17 protein-coding genes are annotated in these 18,882 nt (G+C 65.8%); 10 read left to right on the top strand and 7 right to left on the bottom strand.

What is annotated here, in order from left to right; translation table 11 throughout:
• Window positions 1–7: 7 nt before the first annotated feature.
• Together J7I85_RS01965 and J7I85_RS01960 are read right to left on the bottom strand one after the other, a co-directional pair.
• Window positions 8–754: an HAD family phosphatase gene (locus J7I85_RS01965; protein ID WP_214845932.1), complete on the bottom strand. Its 747-nt coding sequence runs from the start codon at window positions 752–754 to the stop codon at window positions 8–10.
• Between the two features lie 637 nt (window positions 755–1,391).
• Window positions 1,392–2,009 carry an alpha/beta hydrolase gene (locus tag J7I85_RS01960; protein WP_214845924.1) on the bottom strand — a complete coding sequence of 206 codons (618 nt, stop codon included), beginning with the start codon at window positions 2,007–2,009 and terminating at the stop codon, window positions 1,392–1,394.
• Window positions 2,010–2,181: 172 nt separating this feature from the next.
• On the opposite strand from J7I85_RS01960, the gene J7I85_RS01955 reads away from it, so the two are divergent.
• The 7 genes from J7I85_RS01955 (at window position 2,182) to J7I85_RS01925 (ending at window position 7,930) form a co-directional block, all read left to right on the top strand.
• Window positions 2,182–2,439: a DUF6458 family protein gene (locus J7I85_RS01955; protein WP_214845922.1), complete on the top strand. Its 258-nt coding sequence runs from the start codon at window positions 2,182–2,184 to the stop codon at window positions 2,437–2,439.
• A 244-nt stretch (window positions 2,440–2,683) separates the two neighbouring features.
• Window positions 2,684–3,490 carry a DeoR/GlpR family DNA-binding transcription regulator gene (locus J7I85_RS01950; RefSeq protein WP_214846097.1) on the top strand — a complete coding sequence of 269 codons (807 nt, stop codon included), beginning with the start codon at window positions 2,684–2,686 and terminating at the stop codon, window positions 3,488–3,490.
• On the top strand, window positions 3,487–4,485 hold the full coding sequence (locus tag J7I85_RS01945; RefSeq protein WP_214845920.1) for a 1-phosphofructokinase family hexose kinase: 999 nt from the start codon (window positions 3,487–3,489) through the stop codon (window positions 4,483–4,485). Before J7I85_RS01950 ends, J7I85_RS01945 begins: the two co-directional genes overlap by 4 nt.
• Window positions 4,486–4,487: 2 nt before the next feature.
• Entirely contained in the window at window positions 4,488–6,539 is a 2,052-nt protein-coding gene (locus tag J7I85_RS01940; RefSeq protein WP_214845918.1) for a fructose-specific PTS transporter subunit EIIC, read from the top strand.
• A 52-nt stretch (window positions 6,540–6,591) separates the two neighbouring features.
• Window positions 6,592–6,870, top strand: a complete 279-nt coding sequence (locus J7I85_RS01935; RefSeq protein ID WP_102972873.1) for an HPr family phosphocarrier protein — start codon at window positions 6,592–6,594, stop codon at window positions 6,868–6,870.
• A 260-nt stretch (window positions 6,871–7,130) separates the two neighbouring features.
• A complete protein-coding gene (locus J7I85_RS01930; RefSeq protein WP_214845916.1) occupies window positions 7,131–7,610 on the top strand; it encodes an SRPBCC family protein in 480 nt (159 codons plus the stop codon).
• Between the two features lie 53 nt (window positions 7,611–7,663).
• Window positions 7,664–7,930 (top strand): Rho termination factor N-terminal domain-containing protein, encoded by a 267-nt coding sequence (locus J7I85_RS01925; RefSeq protein WP_214845914.1) that lies wholly within the window; start codon window positions 7,664–7,666, stop codon window positions 7,928–7,930.
• A gap of 40 nt (window positions 7,931–7,970) precedes the next feature.
• Here J7I85_RS01925 and J7I85_RS01920 read toward each other — a convergent pair whose 3' ends face one another.
• Window positions 7,971–9,101, bottom strand: a complete 1,131-nt coding sequence (locus J7I85_RS01920; protein ID WP_214845912.1) for a Ku protein — start codon at window positions 9,099–9,101, stop codon at window positions 7,971–7,973.
• Between the two features lie 40 nt (window positions 9,102–9,141).
• Between J7I85_RS01920 and J7I85_RS01915 the strand changes: the two genes are divergently transcribed.
• Window positions 9,142–11,748 carry an ATP-dependent DNA ligase gene (locus tag J7I85_RS01915; protein WP_214845897.1) on the top strand — a complete coding sequence of 869 codons (2,607 nt, stop codon included), beginning with the start codon at window positions 9,142–9,144 and terminating at the stop codon, window positions 11,746–11,748.
• A 95-nt stretch (window positions 11,749–11,843) separates the two neighbouring features.
• Here J7I85_RS01915 and J7I85_RS01910 read toward each other — a convergent pair whose 3' ends face one another.
• The gene (locus J7I85_RS01910; protein WP_214845895.1) at window positions 11,844–12,104 is read right to left on the bottom strand and encodes a hypothetical protein; all 261 of its coding nucleotides are present in this window, start codon (window positions 12,102–12,104) and stop codon (window positions 11,844–11,846) included.
• 293 nt (window positions 12,105–12,397) lie between these two features.
• On the bottom strand, window positions 12,398–12,904 hold the full coding sequence (locus tag J7I85_RS01905; protein WP_214845894.1) for a DUF2231 domain-containing protein: 507 nt from the start codon (window positions 12,902–12,904) through the stop codon (window positions 12,398–12,400).
• A 460-nt stretch (window positions 12,905–13,364) separates the two neighbouring features.
• On the opposite strand from J7I85_RS01905, the gene J7I85_RS01900 reads away from it, so the two are divergent.
• Together J7I85_RS01900 and J7I85_RS01895 are read left to right on the top strand one after the other, a co-directional pair.
• Window positions 13,365–14,993 carry an MFS transporter gene (locus J7I85_RS01900; protein WP_214845892.1) on the top strand — a complete coding sequence of 543 codons (1,629 nt, stop codon included), beginning with the start codon at window positions 13,365–13,367 and terminating at the stop codon, window positions 14,991–14,993.
• Between the two features lie 184 nt (window positions 14,994–15,177).
• Window positions 15,178–16,263: an FUSC family protein gene (locus J7I85_RS01895; protein ID WP_214845890.1), complete on the top strand. Its 1,086-nt coding sequence runs from the start codon at window positions 15,178–15,180 to the stop codon at window positions 16,261–16,263.
• Here the strand turns inward: J7I85_RS01895 and J7I85_RS01890 are convergent.
• Both J7I85_RS01890 and J7I85_RS01885 read right to left on the bottom strand, forming a co-directional pair.
• Window positions 16,202–17,005: an SDR family oxidoreductase gene (locus J7I85_RS01890; RefSeq protein ID WP_214845889.1), complete on the bottom strand. Its 804-nt coding sequence runs from the start codon at window positions 17,003–17,005 to the stop codon at window positions 16,202–16,204. The two genes, J7I85_RS01895 and J7I85_RS01890, sit on opposite strands and share 62 nt — an antisense overlap.
• A gap of 20 nt (window positions 17,006–17,025) precedes the next feature.
• The gene (locus J7I85_RS01885; RefSeq protein ID WP_214846095.1) at window positions 17,026–18,873 is read right to left on the bottom strand and encodes an IucA/IucC family siderophore biosynthesis protein; all 1,848 of its coding nucleotides are present in this window, start codon (window positions 18,871–18,873) and stop codon (window positions 17,026–17,028) included.
• Window positions 18,874–18,882 lie beyond the last annotated feature (9 nt).

Below are 18,882 nucleotides of genomic sequence, written 5' to 3'. Positions count from 1 at the left end.
TGCGGGACTAGAGAAGTTCCTCGAGGTCGCTGACCACAAGGGTGGCGCCGGCGTCGAGCAGCGTCTGCCGCCCGGCACCGCGGTCCACGCCGATGACCGAATGGAAACTGCCGGCGCTGCCCGCCTGCACGCCGGACACGGCGTCCTCGACGACGACGCACTGCTCGCTGGGCAGCTCCAGGAGCCGGGCGGCATACTCATAGGTTGCGGGGTCCGGCTTGCCGGGCAGCCCTTCCTCGGCGGCCACGACGCCGTCCACGACCACCACGAATCGGTCCGCCAGCCCTGCCGAACGCAGCACCGAAGGGGCGTTCCTTGATGAGGAGACGACGGCGACCTTCAGTCCGCGGTCCAGCGCGGCTTCCAGGAAACGCACCGATCCCGCATAGGGCTCCACCCCTGCGCTGACAATGTCGTTGAAGATCCTGTTTTTCCGGTTGCCGAGGCCCTGGATTGTGATGTTGTCCGGATGGTCGTCGGCGGGGCCCTCGGGAAGGGTGATGCCGCGGGACGTCAGGAAGTCCCGGACGCCGTCGAACCTTGGCTTGCCGTCGATGTGGTCGAAGTAGTCGCTCTCACGGTACCCGTCCTTTTCGGGGACGGTTTCGAGGTAACCGTCGAACAGCTCCTGCCAGGCGCGCTCGTGGACCACGGCGGTGGGCGTGAGCACGCCGTCCAAGTCGAAGAGGATGGCGGCGGCGCCGGTCCAGCTGTTCGGCCGGCTGCCAGCGCTGGTATTCAGGGTTTCGGTCATGCTTAGTTCCGTGTCCTTTCGGGGGGTCGGACAGCAATATGTTGGGGATTACCAGGAACGTGGTCGCCGGTGACCAAAAGGGTGCGGTATGCCTGCAGGACCTGCCGCTCCGGGCGCCGCAGCCCGGAAGGTTCCGCTTGGGTGGTTCTGCAGCTTGAAGGACAGGCCGGCGTTTTGCGCGGACCGGGCTGCGTTGCCCTGGCCGCAAAGGCCGCATCCCACTGCTTTGCGCGGCCGGTTCGGTTAGGTACCGGCCGGGTTATGTCCGGCGCGTGAATTCGCGCGGTTCCGCCACGTGCACCGCGGCGTTGCGGGCCAGGCAGAACGCTTCCATGCGCGGGCGCACGATTTTTTTCCTACGTCCATGATGAGGGCGCGGGCGGTTCAGGGCAAGCCAGCGGAACATCCCCGCGGGATGGGTGGCGCAAGGATGCATGGCGCGGTCCTGCCCTTTCGAACACTCTTGGGTCGTGCACTGCCAGCCGCCCACCGCCGGGCGGGCGACTGATGGCCGGATTCCGGCCGAAGAAGAGTGTAAGCGCTTGCAGTTTTGCCCGGCAACTGTTTTTAATTCCCCTGCTGATTCCCGGGCGGTTCCCATGGTTTCCATTCGGTTCCGCTTCGGCTGGAGCCCGGCTCAGGCCAGGACGTAATGCCGCAGGAACGCACTGACGTCAACCATCTCGGCTTTGGACATGGCGTGGCCCATGCCGGGATAGGTGCGCGCCGTGAGCCGGGTGTGCGTGTTCAGCCATTCCTCCGTGAAGGCCGTTGCGTCACCGTTGATCACGAGGTCGGCTTTGTCCCTCCCCCAGAAGAATGGGGGACGCTCGCCAAGGGACTCGCTGAGCGCCAGCAGGTCGTTGTCCAGGACGAACCCGGAAAGCCCCACCACTGCCGGGAAGCCCTGCGGCCGCAGGCGCAGGAGCGTGCTCGCCATGGCCATCCCCTGCGAATAGCCCAGCAGGCTTACGCTGGTGTGGAGCGGCCTGGCTGAGTCGATCCAGGAGAACACGGAATTGGCGGCCGCGATGACGTCGGCAAAATCGTTGGTCAGGAAATAGTCCAGCAGGAACCAGCCGTAGCCGTTCGCGATTGGCATGGGCGCCCGCAGCGCGGCACAGGTGAATTCCTTGGGCAGATCGTCGAAGAGATTAACCATCCTGGATTCGTCGGTGCCGTAGCCGTGCATCATTACCAGCAGCGGGGTACCGGCACGCTCCTCCTCCGGCTTGGACCACACAACCGTCTCCATCCGATCAGCCTAGCGAGTCCTCGGAAAGCCCGCCCGCCGCTGACCTGCGCATTTGATTGAAACCGGAGATACCGGGATGTAGCCTGACGCTTGACAGCATGCTTAGCAAATGAGGCATCGCCAACCGCACGAACCAGGGTTGCGAGAAGTCCGCGAACGCAAGGAGCAAGTCATGAGAATCGGTTCCTCCATCTTCCTTATCGCCCTCGGCGCCATCCTCGCCTGGGCCGTCACGCCGGGCCTTATCCCCAATGTGGATCTGACACTGATCGGCTACATCCTGATGGCCGTCGGCGTCATCGGCCTCATCGCCTCGCTGGTCATTGCTTCCCCGGGCAGGAGCCGCCGCGTCAGCGAGACACGCTCCGTCGTGGATCCCAACACGGGCGAGAGGATCACCCGGAACGAAAGCCGCGACAACGGCCTTTAGCGCGGCGCGGAAACGAACGGGCAGCAGTGAATGCACCAGGCAGCGCCGGACCGGACCTTCGGGTCAGGTCCGGCGCTTTTGGTTTTCTGTGGTTTTTCATTGACAAACCAACATGAACGAAGATAAAGTCAAGTACTTGCAGATCTGTGACAGCGGTCACGATGGAACGGATCGAAGCAATCGACAGGTGCAGGAAAGACGCGCTGCAGGAGATGCAATGCAGTCAGTACGCAATGGAGGGTATGTGTTTGCCGAGGAGCGTCAGCAGCAGATCGCCGGGCTCGTCGCAGCCAGCGGCCGCGCCAGCGTGACCGACCTCGCCGAGCGATTCCGCATCACCACCGAAACCGTCCGCCGGGACCTGGCTGCCCTGGAATCGGCTGGCACGGTGCGCCGCGTTCATGGCGGGGCCGTCTCCGCAGACCGCTTCAGCACCACGGAGGAGAGCATCCTCGAACGGACCATCCAGCGGCAGGCGCAGAAGCTGCGCATCGCCGAGGCCGCCCTCGGCTTCCTGCCGAAGGGCCCCTCCAGCAGCATCCTCCTCGATGCCGGTTCCACCACTGAAGTCCTCGCCGACCTTCTGGCCCGCCGCGGTGCGGCAAGTCCTGCCAAGCCGGCCGATGCGGGCCAGGAGCTCCTGGTCATCACCCACGCCGTTCCCATCGCCGCCAAGCTGGCCAGCACACCCGGCATAGCCCTGCAGATTCTGGGCGGCCGGGTCCGCGGGCTCACGCAGGCCGCCGTGGGCCAGGGGACTGTGGAAGCGGCCGGCAAGCTGCGACCGGACATCGCCTTCGTGGGGACCAACGGCATCCACGCCAGCTTTGGCCTCAGCACACCAGATTCTGAAGAAGCCGCAGTCAAGGCTGCCTTCGTCCATTCGGCACGCCGCATTGTGGTCCTGGCCGATTCGTCCAAGCTGGAAGCGGAAACGCTCGTCCAGTTCGCCTCGTTGAAAGATCTGGATACCGTGATCACTGACCGCAAACCCGGCTCCGAACTAGCTGCGGCCCTCGCCGAAGCCGGAGTGGAGGTGGTAGTCGCATGATTGTCACCCTCACAGCCAACCCCAGCCTGGACCGGACGGTGGCGCTGCCCGGCCCGCTCGAGCGGGGCGAAGTCCAGCGCGCAGTTTCCGTCCGCCAGGAGTCCGGCGGCAAGGGAGTCAATGTTTCCCGCGCCCTCGTGACCTCCGGCCTCGAGACACTTGCGGTGCTGCCCGGCGCCGAATCCGATCCCGTGCTGGCTGGCCTGCGGGACGAAGGCGTGCCCTTCGCGTCGCTCGCCATCCACGAAGCGCTGCGCACCAACGTGGCCCTGACGGAGCCCGGCGGTGTGACCACCAAGATCAACGAACCCGGCCCGGTCCTCGCCGAGGACGCCCAGGAGGCGCTGATCAGCCTGCTCCTGGAACGTTCGCGCGGAGCCAGCTGGGTGGTCCTGGCGGGTTCGCTTCCGCCCGGTGTTCCCGCTGATTTCTACGCCACAGTCACCCGGCGGCTGCGCAATGCCGACGCCGGGGCGGGCGTTCCGAAGATTGCTGTCGACTCCTCCGGTGCTCCCCTGGCAGCGGCCGTCGCCGGCGACGCAATAGGAGCGGCGTCCGGAAAACCGGACCTGCTCAAACCCAATGCCGAGGAGCTGGCGGAACTGGCCGCAGCAGCAGGTTTCTCCTCGGCAAGCACGGCTGAGGAACTCGAAGCGGATCCGTACGCTGCCGCCGCGGCAGCTGCCGCCGTCGTGCGTTCCGGTGTGGGGGCCGTGTTGGCAACGCTCGGTTCAAAGGGCGCTGTCCTCGTGACGGCCGACGGGGCGTGGCTGGCCACGCACCCGCCGGTCACCGCAGTCAGTACAGTCGGCGCGGGCGACTCGTCGCTGGCCGGCTACCTGCTGGCCGCCAGCCAGGGCGCCGCCCCGGCTGACTGCCTCCGCCAGGCTGTGGCGCATGGCGCCGCCGCCGCTTCCCTGCCGGGCTCCACCGTTCCGGCAGTCCACCAAACAACCCCCGACGCCGTAACCATCACGGCCCTCCGGAAGGATTGACAGTGACTCAGCTCATCACCGCGGACCTGGTCGAACTTGACCAGAACCTGGGCAATTCGCCCGAGGACGTGATCCGGCACCTGGCCGGCCGTGTTGCCGCCAACGGACGCGCAAGCGAAGTTGAAGGCCTCTTCACCGATGCCTTCGCCCGCGAGCAGAAGACCGCAACAGGCGTGCCCGGGGGCATTGCCATCCCGCACTGCCGTTCGGCCGCCGTAACCGAACCCACCCTCGCCATGGCACGCCTGTCCCAGCCCGTCGACTTCGGCGCCAAGGACGGCCCCGCCGACCTCATCTTCTTCATCGCTGCACCGGCCGGAGCCGACCAGGAGCACCTGAAGCTGCTGTCCAAGCTCGCCCGCTCCTTGATTAAGAAGGACTTCACGGGTGCGCTCCGCGCGGCCGCCTCGCGGGAGGAAATCGTGGAGCTCGTGGACAACGCGCTGGCGGACAAGCCGGCTGCCGCTGCTGTACCTGCCGAGACCGCGGCCGCTTCCGCGGGTGCTGCCACCGGCGCTGCCGGAGCTGCTTCCGGCGGTGGTGCTTCTGCTGGACCGAGGCGCCTCGTTGCCGTCACCGCCTGCCCCACCGGTATCGCGCACACCTATATGGCGGCGGACTCCCTCGTGGCCGCAGCCCTGGAAATGGGCGTGGACCTGCAGGTCGAAACCCAGGGTTCCTCGGGCGCCAAGCCGCTGGACCCTGCCGTCATCGCTGCTGCAAACGCCGTGATCTTCGCCGTCGACGTGGACGTTCGAGGCAAGGAGCGCTTCGCCGGCAAGCCGGTCATCAACGCACCGGTCAAGCGCGGCATCGACGAGCCCGCCAAGATGGTCCAGGAAGCCCTGGACGCCGCGGACAACCCGCACGCCCGCCGTGTTCCGCACTTTGGCGCCGAGGAGCAGGCCGAAAAGGAAGCCGCCGAAAAGGGCGAGCACATCGGTCAGAAGCTGAAGAGGGCACTGCTCACCGGCGTGAGCTACATGATCCCGTTCGTGGCCGGCGGCGGCCTGCTCATCGCGCTGGGCTTCCTGCTTGCCGGTTTCGACATCGCTTTGGGCACCAAGGCCAACGACATCCTGGCCAACAACTCCCTGGTCAACCTTCCTGACGGCAACCTCGCCCTGTACCTGGGCACCGTTTTCTTCAAGATCGGTGCCCTGTCCATGGGCTTCCTGGTTCCCGCCCTCGCAGGCTACATTGCCTACGCAATCGCCGACCGTCCGGGTATTGCACCGGGCTTCGTTGCCGGTGCCGTCTCCGGCTTCATGGGTGCCGGCTTCCTCGGCGGTATCGTCGGCGGCCTGCTCGCCGGCTACATCGCCCACCTGATCGGAACATGGTCAGTGCCGCGCTGGCTCCGCGGCCTGATGCCCGTCGTCATCATTCCGCTGCTGGCCTCCATCATCGCGTCCGGCGCGATGTTCCTGTTCCTGGGCGGACCCATTGCCGCCATCACCGTCGGCCTGAACACCTGGCTCTCCGGCATGTCCGGCGCCTCGGCCGTCGTCCTGGGCATCATCCTCGGCCTCATGATGTGCTTCGACCTCGGCGGCCCCGTGAACAAGGTGGCCTACGCCTTCGCCGTGGCTGGCCTCGGCGCCGGCAGCGCCACCAACCAGGCACCCTGGCAGATCATGGCCACGGTGATGGCCGCCGGCATGGTGCCGCCGCTGGCAATGGCCCTGGCCACCGTCCTGGACAAGAAGGTCTTCAGCCTGGCCGAGCGCGAAAACGGCAAGGCAGCCTGGCTGCTGGGTGCCTCCTTCATCTCCGAGGGCGCCATTCCGTTCGCGGCAGCCGACCCGCTCCGCGTCATCCCCGCCAGCATGGTCGGCGGAGCAGTCACCGGTGCCCTCACCATGGCCTTCGGCGTCACGTCACAGGCACCCCACGGCGGCATCTTCGTGTTCTTCGCCATCGGCAACGTGCTGATGTTCATCTTGTCCATCCTGGCGGGAACCGTGGTCACGGCCCTCATCGTGGTGGCCCTCAAGCGCTGGGCTGCCCGCAAGGCCGTTGATACGGTGGAGTCCGTCCCTGTAACTGTCTGACCCCCGCTGTCCTTCAGCATTCCAACCCGCACTGCAATTGCAAGGAGCAGAAATGTCCGAACGTAACGCAACCGTCGCCAGCCGCGTAGGCCTGCACGCCCGCCCCGCCGCCATCTTCGCCGAGGCCGCGGGCGAGTTTGACCTCGACATCACCATCGCCCGCGAAGGGGAGCCTGCCGACGAAGCAATGGACGCCGCCAGCATCCTTTCCCTCATGAGCCTTGGCGCATCGCACGGCGACGTTGTGGTGCTCCGGGCAGAGGGTGATGGCGCCGATGCCGCCCTCGAGCGCTTGGTCCAGATCCTGGAAACGGATCACGACGCCGAATAGGCACCGCGCCGACTTACGGCCGGTTTCCGCAGCAGCTCCCCTAGGTGGACTGCCGCCGAGGCCGGCCGTAGCCGTTTCCGCAGGAATTTTGCTGCTGGTGGGTGACCGAGGGGGGACATCGCGCCTGATCAGCGGGATATTACGCGGAAGTAAGCAACCTTAGTAGTTTCTTGTTTTTGGTTCTGTGCCCCGCTAGCTTGGAACTGTGGCCAGCCATTCGAATGACCGGCGGAACTGCCGGGCTGAAGGAGGATGACAGAGTGGAAACCTTGCAGGAAAGCGTGGACGTCGAGGTACCAGTCAGCACCGCCTACAACCAGTGGACACAGTTCGAATCGTTCCCCCGCTTCATGAAGGGGGTCGAGTCCGTCGAACAAATCGACGAAACCTCCCTCCATTTCCGCACCAGGGTGGCGGGCGTCAAGCGCGAATACGACGCGCAGATCCTCGAACAGACGCCGGACCGGTGCATCTCATGGGTCAGCACGGACAAGCCCCGCAACGCCGGCAGGGTCACCTTCGAGAGCCTGGGCGAGGACCTCTGCCGAGTGAACGTGGAACTCGAATGGGAGCCGGAGAGCCTGCTGGAGAGGGCCGGAGCCGCCGCCCACGTTGATGAGCAGCAGGTGTCCTCCGACCTGGCGCGGTTCAAGGAGTTCATCGAAACCAGGGGCATCGAGACGGGCGCCTGGCGTGCCGCTGTGGACCGGGGCGAAGTGGACAGTCCGGGAGCCCACTGACCTGATCCAGCGTTCGTTCGCATGCGACCGATCGTTCCCTCACGGAGGTAGCCATGCCAGAAAAGAAGACCCCCAGCCTGAAAGATCCCAAACTCTACGAAGAGCTCCGCGACGAGGGGGCCTCGAAACAGAAGGCTGCCCGCGTCTCCAACGCGGCGGCCAAGAAGGGACGCTCCGAGGTGGGCCGCAAGGGCGGCAAGTCCGGCGACTACGAGGACTGGACCGTTGATCAGCTCAAGGCCAAAGCCAAGGAAATCGGCCTCAAAGGGTATTCAGGCAAGAAAAAGAGCGAACTCGTCTCTGCGCTCAGGAATTCCTAAGCGGGTGCACGTGCAGCCGCGCGGTGGGGCGCCCGCTCTCTCAGGCGCCTTTCCGTGCGGTCTTCGCCGTGGATTTGGCCGCCGCGCCTGTCGTCGACGCAGTACCGGTCTTGGAAGCAGTGCCGGTCTTCGACCCGGTAGCGGTTTTGGAAGCAGCACTCGTCTTGGCAGCGCCGGCAGTCTTGCTCCGGGTCCTGGCTGTATCGCTCTTGGCAGTTTCGGCCCCGGAATCCTCAGTGTCTTTTTTGGCGGCGCTGCTCCGGCTGCTGCCGGCCCTGCCGCCGCCGGTGCTGCGACCGGCGCGCTTGGCGGGTTCAGCCGGCTCGTCGTCAGCCGACTCCTCTTCAGGCGACTCCTCTTCAGGCGACTCCGGTGCGGCCGCCCCTCGCCCGCGCTTCTTGTCGAGGCTGCGCTTCAGGGCCTCCATCAGGTCGATCACTTCGCCGTTGCCACCCTCGGCCTCGGCACCGAACGTCTCCTCCGTGTCCAGCGCGTCGCCCTTTTCCAGCTTCGCCTCTATAAGCTGACGAAGCTGTGCCTGGTAGTCATCGGTGAACTGCTCGGGCTCGAAGTCGGACGCCATGGACTCCACCAGCGCGGCGGACATCTCGCGTTCCTGCGCGGAGATACGGATCGATGTGTCCAAGGATGGAAACGCTGCTTCCCGGACTTCGTCCGCCCACAGCAGCGCCTGGAGCATAAGAATGTCGTCGCGGATCCGCAAGGCACCCAGCCGGGTCTTGTCCCGCAGTGCGAACTGCACAACGGCCACGCGCTCGGTATCCTCCAAGGCCCGGCGCAGCAGCATGTAGGCCTTGGGCGACTTGGAGTCCGGCTCCAGGTAATAGCTCTTCTCGAACATGATCGGGTCAAGCTGGTCCGAGGGCACAAACTGCACCACTTCGATCTCGTGGCTGTTCTCCGCGGGAATGGCTTTGAGCTCCTCCTTGGTGAGGATCACCGTCCGGCCGTCGTCCTCGTACGCCTTCTCGATGTCGGAGTAATCAACGACCTCGCTGCAGACCTCACAGCGGCGCTGGTAGCGGATCCGGCCGCCGTCGGCGTTGTGCACCTGATGGAGGCTGATGTCATGGTCCTCGGTGGCGCTGTAGACCTTCACCGGGACGTTGACCAGCCCGAACGCGATGGCGCCTTTCCAGATGGCTCTCATGGGACAAGTCAACAGCACACAGGGCCGGAGGTGAAGCCCCATGGCCGGCGGTAAGGAACGCGTGCGGGTCGGCGGCCGCGAACTGACCCTGACGAACCTCGACAAGGTGATGTATCCCGCCACCGGCACCACGAAGGCGGACGTCATCGCCTATTACGCCGCTGTGGCCCCGGTGCTGATCCCGGCTGCCAGGAATCGCCCGGCAACCCGCAAGAGGTGGGTGCACGGAGTAGGAACCGCCGACCAGCCCGGCGAGATGTTTTTCCAGAAGAACCTGGACGAGTCTGCCCCGGGCTGGGTGCCCCGCGCCGCCATCACGCACAAGACCAACACCAACTACTATCCGCTGGTTAATGATCCGGCCACCCTCACGTGGCTGGCACAGATCGCCTCGCTGGAGATCCACGTGCCGCAGTGGACGGTGGACTCCCACGGCAGTGCCCTGCCTCCCGATCGGCTGGTCCTGGACCTCGATCCCGGGGAAGGCGCGGGACTGCCAGAATGCGTGGAGGTGGCCAAGCTGGCGCGGACCATCCTGCAGGACGTAGGACTTGATCCCATTCCGGTCACCAGCGGCAGCAAGGGGATCCATCTGTACGCCGTCCTGAACGGGACACAGACCTCGGATGAGGTTTCCGCCTTCGCCCGTGAACTGGCCCGGGCCCTGGAGGCCGACCATCCGGACCTGGCGGTCAGCGACATGAAGAAGACCCTCAGGACGGGAAAGGTCCTGGTGGACTGGAGCCAAAACAACGCCGCGAAGACCACCATCGTTCCGTATTCGCTCCGCGGGCGCCTGCACCCCACCGTGGCGGCCCCGCGGACCTGGCGGGAGTTGAGTTCGCCGTCGCTCAAGCACCTGGACTACGAGGAGGTCATGCGCCGGGTGGCGGCCGGCAAGGATCCCTTCGCCCCGGTCAGTGCAGCCACCGGGCACCCTGGCCCAGCCCCAGGCCACACCGGAGCTGGCCGAGCTGACGGCGCCGGCAACGCGAACACAGCCCACCCGGACCCCGCACTCACGAAAACCGCCGGACCGCGCGGCGGCGGGCACGCGGATCCCCGGCTGAACAAGTACCGCTCCCTGCGCGACCAAGGCACGACACCTGAGCCGTTCACCGCGGAAGAGCACCACGCGGCAAAGGCCGACGGCATTGCGGCGAAGGCGGGCAAGGAGATCTTCGTCATCCAGGAGCACCATGCCAGCCGGCTCCACTTCGACTTCCGGCTGGAGCACGAGGGCGTGCTTGTCTCCTGGGCGCTGCCGAAGGGCGTGCCGGAGTCAGGGGACAAGAATCACCTGGCGGTACAGACCGAAGACCACCCCATGGACTACGCCGATTTTGAGGGCGACATCCCCAAGGGCGAGTACGGGGCGGGCAGCGTCAGCATCTGGGACAAGGGTGTCTATGAGCTCGAAAAATGGGTCAACGGCAAGGAAGTCATTGCCACCCTGACGGGCCGTGAGGGCGGCGGGCTTGGCGGTACCAGGAGGTTCGCCCTGATCCATACCGGAAAAGGCCACGGCGAGGAGTCGCAGTGGCTCATCCACCTAATGGACAGGGTTCCGGGAACACGGAAAAAGCCGGGCGGCACCAAAGAGGCGGCGAGCCCCAAGGTACCGGCCAGTCCGGCCCGTGCAGCGACTTCCAGGCCGGCAGCACCCCGCGGCAGCTCCCTCCAGGAGGAGCCGGCCCCCATGCTCGCCTCGGCGGGCACCCTGGCGGACCTGCATGGCAGCGACTGGCTCTTCGAACTCAAGTGGGACGGAATCCGTGCGCTCGTGGTGGCGGACGGTGATCGGATCAGGCTCCTGAGCCGGAACGGCAACGACATGTCGGCCAGCTATCCCGAATTCACGGACAGGAGCTTCTGGCCCCCGCAGGACTTCATCGCTGACGGCGAGATCTTCGCCGTCGGGCCTTCCGGGCGGCCCGACTTCGGGCTCCTGCAGGGAAGGATGAAGCTGACCAGGCCGGGCGACGTGAAGCGGGCCCGTGCCACCATCCCGGTACGGATGATGCTCTTTGACCTGCTGGCCGACGACGGCGATGACCTGCGCAGGCTGCCCCTGAGGAAGCGGCGGGAACGTCTCGCCGACTTCCTCGAGCCCGGCGAGTGCCCGGTGGAACTGTCGGAGACCCTGGACGAGAAGGTGGAACACATTCTGGAAAGTGCCCGCGAGTTGGGTTTGGAAGGCGTGATGGCTAAGCGCGCGGACAGCCGTTATGTGAGCGGGCAACGGACCCATACGTGGATCAAGCTCAAGATCGAACAGACCCAGGAAGTGGTGGTGGGCGGCTGGCGTCCCGGCAAGGGCGACCGGTCCAACAGCGTGGGATCACTGCTGGTGGGCATCCCGGACGGCAAGACGCTGCGGTATGTGGGCCGCGTGGGAAGTGGCTTCAGCATGCGTGAACTCGAGGAGCTGCGGAAAAAGATGGAGGGGCTGGCGCAGGAGACGCCGCCGTTCGATAACGTTCCTTCGGCGGACGCGGCGGACGCGCGCTGGGTAAACCCGGCCCTGGTGGGTGAGGTGACCTTCGGTGAGTGGACCGGGAGCGGCAAGCTTCGCCACCCCGTGTGGCGTGGCTGGCGGCTGGACAAGGAACCGGCGGAGGTGGTGATGGAATCCCCGCAGTCCTGAAGAACCAGCCCTGACTGCCCCAGTCGCCACATGAAAATACCTGGCGACGCACGAATTTCGGGCGTCGCCAGGCCTGGTTTCGTATTTTCAGCTGGTCAGGACGAGTGCGGCATCTGCGGACGGCCGGTCCGGTGGACCGCTGTCACAGCAGCGCCCTGTCCCACACGGCCGGGGCTTGCGCCGTGTTCCTTGGGGTGGCGCCGTTTGCCGTTGCCATCCGGCCACTGCTTTGCCCCGCCCATTGCCGCGGTTACGGCCAGGGTCTCGGGAGTGGGCAGCGCCGGCGTGTCCATCGATTCCGCCAGATGCGCAGCGACATCCGGCTTGATGCTGCTTCCGTTGTGGGAGTCGGCCATTTGTTCTTCCTTTCCGCGATGAAATGAAGTGTTCCCCATATTTAGATCCGTAATTCCGCCGTTACCGGATAGCAAAGAAGCCCTGCTTCAGCGAAGAAGCATTGCGAAGGCAGAAACCTGAACAGGCGGAGTTAGTTGCGGCGGTGAATGCCGGGCACGGCGGCCAACAGTGATGGTCAACAGCGAACGGGTCGACAGTGGACTGGGGCCGCCATGGAGCGTCCATTACTCGAAGATCAGTGTTCCCATGGGTCCACCTTAGGCAGAAACACGCCGCCCGGGAAGAGATCTTCTTAGTCCTCGGCCCCGGTCCGGAAGGATCCTTCCCATACCGCCCTGGACCCCGACTCCCCGATCAGCGCCACAGTGGCCACCGCACCGCTGCAAAGCACCAGGGCGACCACGACGGCGACAATGCCGGCGATGCGGGACCCGGCGGCGCCCATTCGCCGCCTCATCCCCTCTCCCTGTGTGGTGCCGTAGCGGAACCACAGCCACTGGGCGAGGGCAACAAGGAACACACCCACCACCCACGGCAGGAGCATCCCGGCAAGCTGCATATGGGCGTTGATCCGCGGCGTGGAATCAACACGGTCCAGCAGCCAGGCGCCCGCCGCCGCAGTGACCGGCACCAGGACAAGCGCCAACAGGGCGACCAGCGGCGTGACGATCCCCAAACGCCGTCGGGCGGCGGGCCACAGAAGGCTGAGCAGCGTGCAAAGGGCCGCCAACGGAACGAAGACCACCGTGGCGTGGACGAGCAACACATGCATCGGCAAACCGCTGATCTCGTAGTCCATGGCGAACACCCTGTCTGGAAGTCATATAAACCGTCTGGAAGTTATGAACCCTCAGTCCCGGCCTCCCGGTCCACCGTCCCGGGTCCTAAACCTGGACCTAACCAATCAGACGAGTACCGCGGTTGAACGGTTCAATCAGCACCGCTCCGCTGTTGTTGCACCTCGCCCAGCAGCGCCGGAATCGGTGCACAAGGAAGGCAGGAATCGGGGCGAAATCGGGCCCGAAGAGCCCTGTTCCAAAAAAAGGTTTAAACGATCGCCCCGGCCGCGGAAAATCCGCAGGATGGCGGGGTCAGATCGGCCAAAACAAATCTGACTTTAGCGCCGTTTGGCGCCCTAAACCGGGCGATCATACGGCACCGAACTCTCGAAATCCATGGAAATCACGTAAAATTGAAGGCCTGCCCGGAGCGGGGCAGCTATAAGTCGCAAGCAAATGACCTCCACAGGAGTTGCCCAAATGCCCACAGACCGAAGCACGACCGACTCTTCAGCAGGCGCCAGGAACGCCAGCGGAACCGACCAGGCCGCACCCCAGAGTGCGAAGAAACCAAAGCTGCTCGCGCGGCGCCGGCTCAAGGTATCCGACGTTAACGTCGTAGACCAGCCCATGCTCAAGAAGGCCCTCGGCGGCACCATCGTGGGCAACACCATGGAGTGGTACGACGTCGGCGTATTCGGCTACCTCATCACCACCATGGGTCCGGTGTTCCTGCCGGAGGCCGACAAGAGCGTGCAGACGCTGTTCCTCCTGGGCACGTTCGCTGCCACCTTCATCGCCCGCCCGCTCGGCGGCGTCGTGTTCGGCTGGCTTGGCGACAAGGTGGGCCGCCAGAAAGTCCTCGCGGCCACGCTGATGCTGATGGCGGCGAGCACCTTCGCCGTCGGCCTGCTGCCCGGCTACGCACAGATCGGCATGTGGGCAGCGGCCCTCCTGGTGGTCCTCAAGCTCGTGCAGGGCTTCTCCACCGGCGGCGAATACGCCGGTGCCACCACCTTTGTGAGCGAGTACTCGCCGGACAAACGCCGCGGCTTCTTCGCCAGCTTCCTGGACATGGGCAGCTACCTCGGCTTCGCCCTGGGCGCCGCGCTGGTGTCCGTGCTGCAGCTGACGCTGGGCCAGGCCGCAATGGAGGATTGGGGCTGGCGCCTGCCGTTCCTGATCGCCGGTCCCCTGGGCCTGATCGCCGTGTACTTCCGAAGCAAGATTGAAGAGTCCCCGCAGTTCCAGGCCACCTTGGACGCCCAGGAGGAACTCGCCAAGGACGCTGCCTCCGGTGATGAGGCTGCAGCAAAGGGCCCGGTAGGAATCGTCAAGGCCTACTGGCGCTCCATCATCGTTGCCATGATCCTCGTGGCCGCGGCCAACACCGCCGGCTACGCGCTGACCTCCTACATGCCCACCTACCTCACCGAGTCCAAGGGTTACGACCCCGTCCACGGCACGCTACTCACCATCCCGGTACTCGTGGTCATGAGCCTCTGCATTCCGCTGACCGGCAAGCTCTCGGACCGCATCGGCCGCCGCCCGGTTCTCTGGATCGGCGCGGTCAGCACAGTGGTCCTGGCCGCCCCGGCGTTCATGCTGATCGGCATCGGCAGCGTCTGGTCAACCCTGGCCGGCCTTTCGCTGATCGCGTTCCCCGTGACCTTCTACGTTGCGAATCTCGCCTCCGCCCTGCCGGCGCAGTTCCCCACAGCCAGCCGCTACGGCGCCATGGGCATTGCCTACAACTTCTCCGTGGCAATCTTCGGCGGCACCACGCCGTTCATCGTGGCTGCCCTCATTAGCGCCACCGGCAACGACATGATGCCTGCCTACTACCTGATGGCCACCTCGGCCGTTGGTGCCGTGGCCATCTACTTCCTCAAGGAATCCGCCCAGCGCCCGCTGCCCGGCTCCATGCCCAGCGTGGACACCCCGGCGGAGGCCCGTGAACTGGTGGCCACCCAGGACGAGAACCCGCTGATCGACCTCGACGAGCTGCCGTTCGAGACCGTCGATGAACTGAACAGGGATCTGGGTCAGGAAAGTGATCTGGACAAGGAACTCGACGAGGAACTGAATAAGGTACCCGCCGGCGCCTGACGGCGCAAAAGGCTGACGCTGCTGAAGGCCCGTCCGGCATTCCCCACCCTGGGGCATGCCGGGCGGGCCTTCGCGCTGCCCGACCTTGGCGCTGGGGGCCTGTTGCTCGTCTCACTTTGTGACGCAGCACGCGGTGAGATCTTTGCTGAAATGCTATTTTCGTAGGGTGAAGGGGGTCGTGCAGGTGCAGTCTGTAGTGCACCACCTGCGGCAGCTGCACAGCCTGGGCCCCGCCAATAACGACCATCTCTCGGCATGGCGCGTGGCCATCAGCGTGGCTGTCCCCTCCCTCGTCCTGCTGCTCCTCGGCCGGCCGGAGCTCACCATCTATGCCGTGTTCGGCGCACTGACCGGCATGTACGGGCGCTCCGAGCCGCACCAGCTCCGGCTCAAGCACCAACTCCAGGCGGCACTGGTCCTGCTTTCTGGCGTGACCGTGGGCGTGTTCCTGTCGGTCAACGGCCTGCACTCCTGGTGGCTCGTGGGCATCGAAGCCCTGCTGGCGGGCGTGGGGTCTGTCTATTCTGACAAGGTGCGGCTGCGGCCCAACGGCCCCTTCTTCGGGATCCTCGCCCTGGGCGCCTGCGCATCCGTCCCCACCGCCGTGCCCTGGTATGTTGCGCTGCTCATCGCCGGCAGCGCCGCGGCGTTCTCGTTGCTGGTGGGATTCAGCGGCTGGGTCCGCGGCAGGGCCTGGCACCCCGGCGCGGCGCGTCCGGCAGTCCGCCTCCACGGAACCTTCCGGCGCCACGCGGCGGTCCATGCGGCCCGCTATGTGCTCGCTGTTGGTGCCGCCGGCACCATCGGCGTCCTGACCGGAAGCGGCCACCCGCACTGGGCGATGGCGGCTGCGGCGGTTCCGCTCGCCGGCGCGGACTTGCCCAGCAGCGTCCACCGCGGGATCCACAGGATTATCGGGACGTTCCTCGGACTGGTGGTGGTCGCCGTAGTACTTTTGCCGGGGCCCTGGGCTCCGCTGCACTTTTTCCCCGGAGCGGAGGCCCCGGTGCTGGCGCTGCTGGTAATCGTCTTCCAGTTCGGTACCGAGCTGTTCATGACCAGGCACTACGGCCTGGCGATGGTCTGGTTCACTCCGGTCATCCTGCTGATGACCCAGCTGGCGGCGCCGGCCGATCCGCAAGTGCTTATCATCGAACGCGCCGTCGAAACGGTGGTGGGGGCCGGCGTCGGAATCCTCGTGGTGGTGCTTATCCGCTCGCGGCGGAACCGACACCCGGCTCCTGCGGCCGGCGCGGCGGCCCGGCCGTAAACCTGTCCGGCACCACGCGGGCGACGGCGGCCAGCACTTTGTAGCGCTTGGTGGGGATGGAAACAGCCTTGCCGCGCTCATTGTCCGCCAGCGCTTCGCGGACCACGCGCCCCGGCCGCAGCCACGTCCAGCCCGGGGACACGGACTTGTCCATCCCCATCCGGTCATGGAACTCGGTGTGGACAAAGCCGGGGCAGACGGCGGTCACCTTCACGCCGCGGGGCGAGTAGGCGAGGTTCGCCCAGCGGCTGAAGCTGAGCAACCACGCCTTCGCCGCCGAGTAGGAACCGCGGGGCAGGAAAGCCGCCACGCTGGCAACGTTGATGATCCGGCCGGAGCCGCGGGCCAGCATGCCCTGGAGGGCGGCGTGGCTGAGCTCCAGGGCAGTCTGCACGTGCAGCCTCAGGTGCTTCTTTTCGTCCTCGATCGGGTTCTCGTCGAAGTTGTGCAGCAACCCGATTCCGGCGTTGTTCACCAGCATGTCCACCGGCCGTGAGGGGTCGGAAAGGCGTCCGACGACGGCGGCCACGCCGCCGTCGTCGGTCAGGTCCGCGGTCAGCACCTCAGCCGTGGTTCCGTACCGCCGCTGCAGCTCGTCCGCGGTGGCCTGCAGCCGTACCGTGTCGCGGGCCACGAGCACCAGGTTGTTCCCCTGTTCGGCAAGCTGGCGGGCGAATTCGGCGCCCAGCCCCGCGGTGGCACCGGTGACGAGGGCAGTGGGTCTGGCGGTGTTGGGCGTCATGCCAACAGCCTAGCCCCGGACTAGGCGAATTTGGCCAGCGGGTTCGCGAGCCTTCCCGCCTTCTGCAGGCCCCCGGACGGGTCGCCCAGATCGAGCATCTCCTGGTTGTTGCGCAGCTGCAGCCGGTTCAGGCAGGACAGCTCGAAGTCCGGGGCGAACAGATCGTGGCGGGCAAACTGGTCTGCCAGTTCCGGGTGCTCACCCTGGTAGTCGCGAACCGCTGCTGCCGCCGTGCGCCAGAACTCATCGCCGCTGAGCACTCCGTCTTCCTCCAGGAGGGCGGAGAGGAAGCGGAAGATGCAGTCGAACACATCGGTGAAGATGGACAGGACCTTGTCGCCGTCGGGAATGTCCGCCTTGATCCGGGACACCGCTTCGGGCAGGTCAACCCTGTCCCCCATCACCACAATCTCCTCGGCAATGTCCTTCATGACGGCGCGGACCGGCGCGCCGTTCTCGAGAACCAGGATCACGTTCTCGCCGTGGGGCATGAAGGCAAGCTCGTAGCGGTACAGGCAGTGCACCAGCGGCACGAGGTAGGCCTCGAAGTACTGCCGCAGCCACGCCCCCGGCTCCAGCCCGGACTGCTCGATCAGCGCGGACACCATGGGTTTGCCCGCGGCGTCAACGTGCAGGAGCGAGGCCATGGTAGCCAGCTGCTGCCCGTCCTTGAGCAGCGGCAGCGGGCTCTCCCGCCACAGCGCGGACAGCATCTTGCGGTACGGCGAGCCCTTCGCAGCGGCTGCCTCGTAATAGCCGTTGTGATAGCCGATGGCCGCCACTTCGCGGATCATGGCGAGCCCCCGGCCCTGCAGTGCCTCGTCACCGGCGATCAGGTCCTGGAGCCAGTCGTTGATCGCCGGCGTTGCCTTCATGTACTGCGGCGACAGCCCGCGCATGAACCCCATGTTCAGGACCGACATGGCTGTCTTCACGTACGTCTTCTCCGGTGCCGTCGTGTTGAAAAACGTGCGGATGGACTGCTGCGCCTGGTAGCTGTCGGCCCCCGTCCCGAGGCGGACGATGTGCCGCTGGGCGATTTCGGCCGCGAACGTGACCGTCAGCTTGTTCTCCCACTGCCACGGGTGCACCGGCATCAGGAAATACTGGTCCGGGTCGAGGCCGAGTACACCGAGCTCGGCGTCGAAGTAAGCGAGCGCGCCCGCCCCCAGTTCGGCTTCAAGATGGACGGCGTAATTCAGGCCTTCGCTGGACGTGAAAACCGCTTTGCTGCGGTGCACCGCAATCCATTCCAGCTGCACCGCGGTTCCAGCCTCCGGGGCGAAGGCACGGTAGTCACCGATTCCGAAGCCCAGCCGGCCGTTGTTGGCCACAAAGCACGGGTGTCCCTCGGTCATGCTGCGTTCAATCGTCTGGAAGTCCGTGGCTGCGTCCGCTCCACGGGTCACACCGGCTGCCAGTTCGGCCGACGACGGCTGGCCCTTCCACTGCTTGAACGCATGGCTGGCAAGCGTGCTGCTGATCTCCTCGAGGTAAACGGGGAGCATCTCCTGGCGGATGCCCAGCGTGCCGGAGAATTCTGTGATGAACCGCAGCGCATCCAGCGGGGCGTCCTGCCCGTCGCGGCTGCAGGTAATGGAGGCCGCATCGACGGACCAGTGGTCCAGCTGCAGGATCCGGGCGGAGAAGCGGTAATCAACGGTGCCGTCATCGCTCCGGACCCGGTACCCGCCGTCGCCGTTCCTGTCATTGTCACCCACCGGGTCCGGAACCAGGATCCGCTCGTGCGCGAACTCGGCGAGCGCCTTGCGGACCAGGTGCCTGTTGGCAGCAGCCCAGCGTTCGGGTGTGAGATGGGGTGCCGCATTTCCGGCGGTGAGGGCAGATTCACGTTCAAGGGTGGTCACGGTTTCAAG

The sequence above is a fragment of the Arthrobacter sp. ISL-65 genome (assembly GCF_018613795.1).
GTDB lineage: Bacteria > Actinomycetota > Actinomycetes > Actinomycetales > Micrococcaceae > Arthrobacter.
Note: the sequence above shows the minus strand (reverse complement) of the source record. Positions and strands in the feature narration are given on the sequence as shown.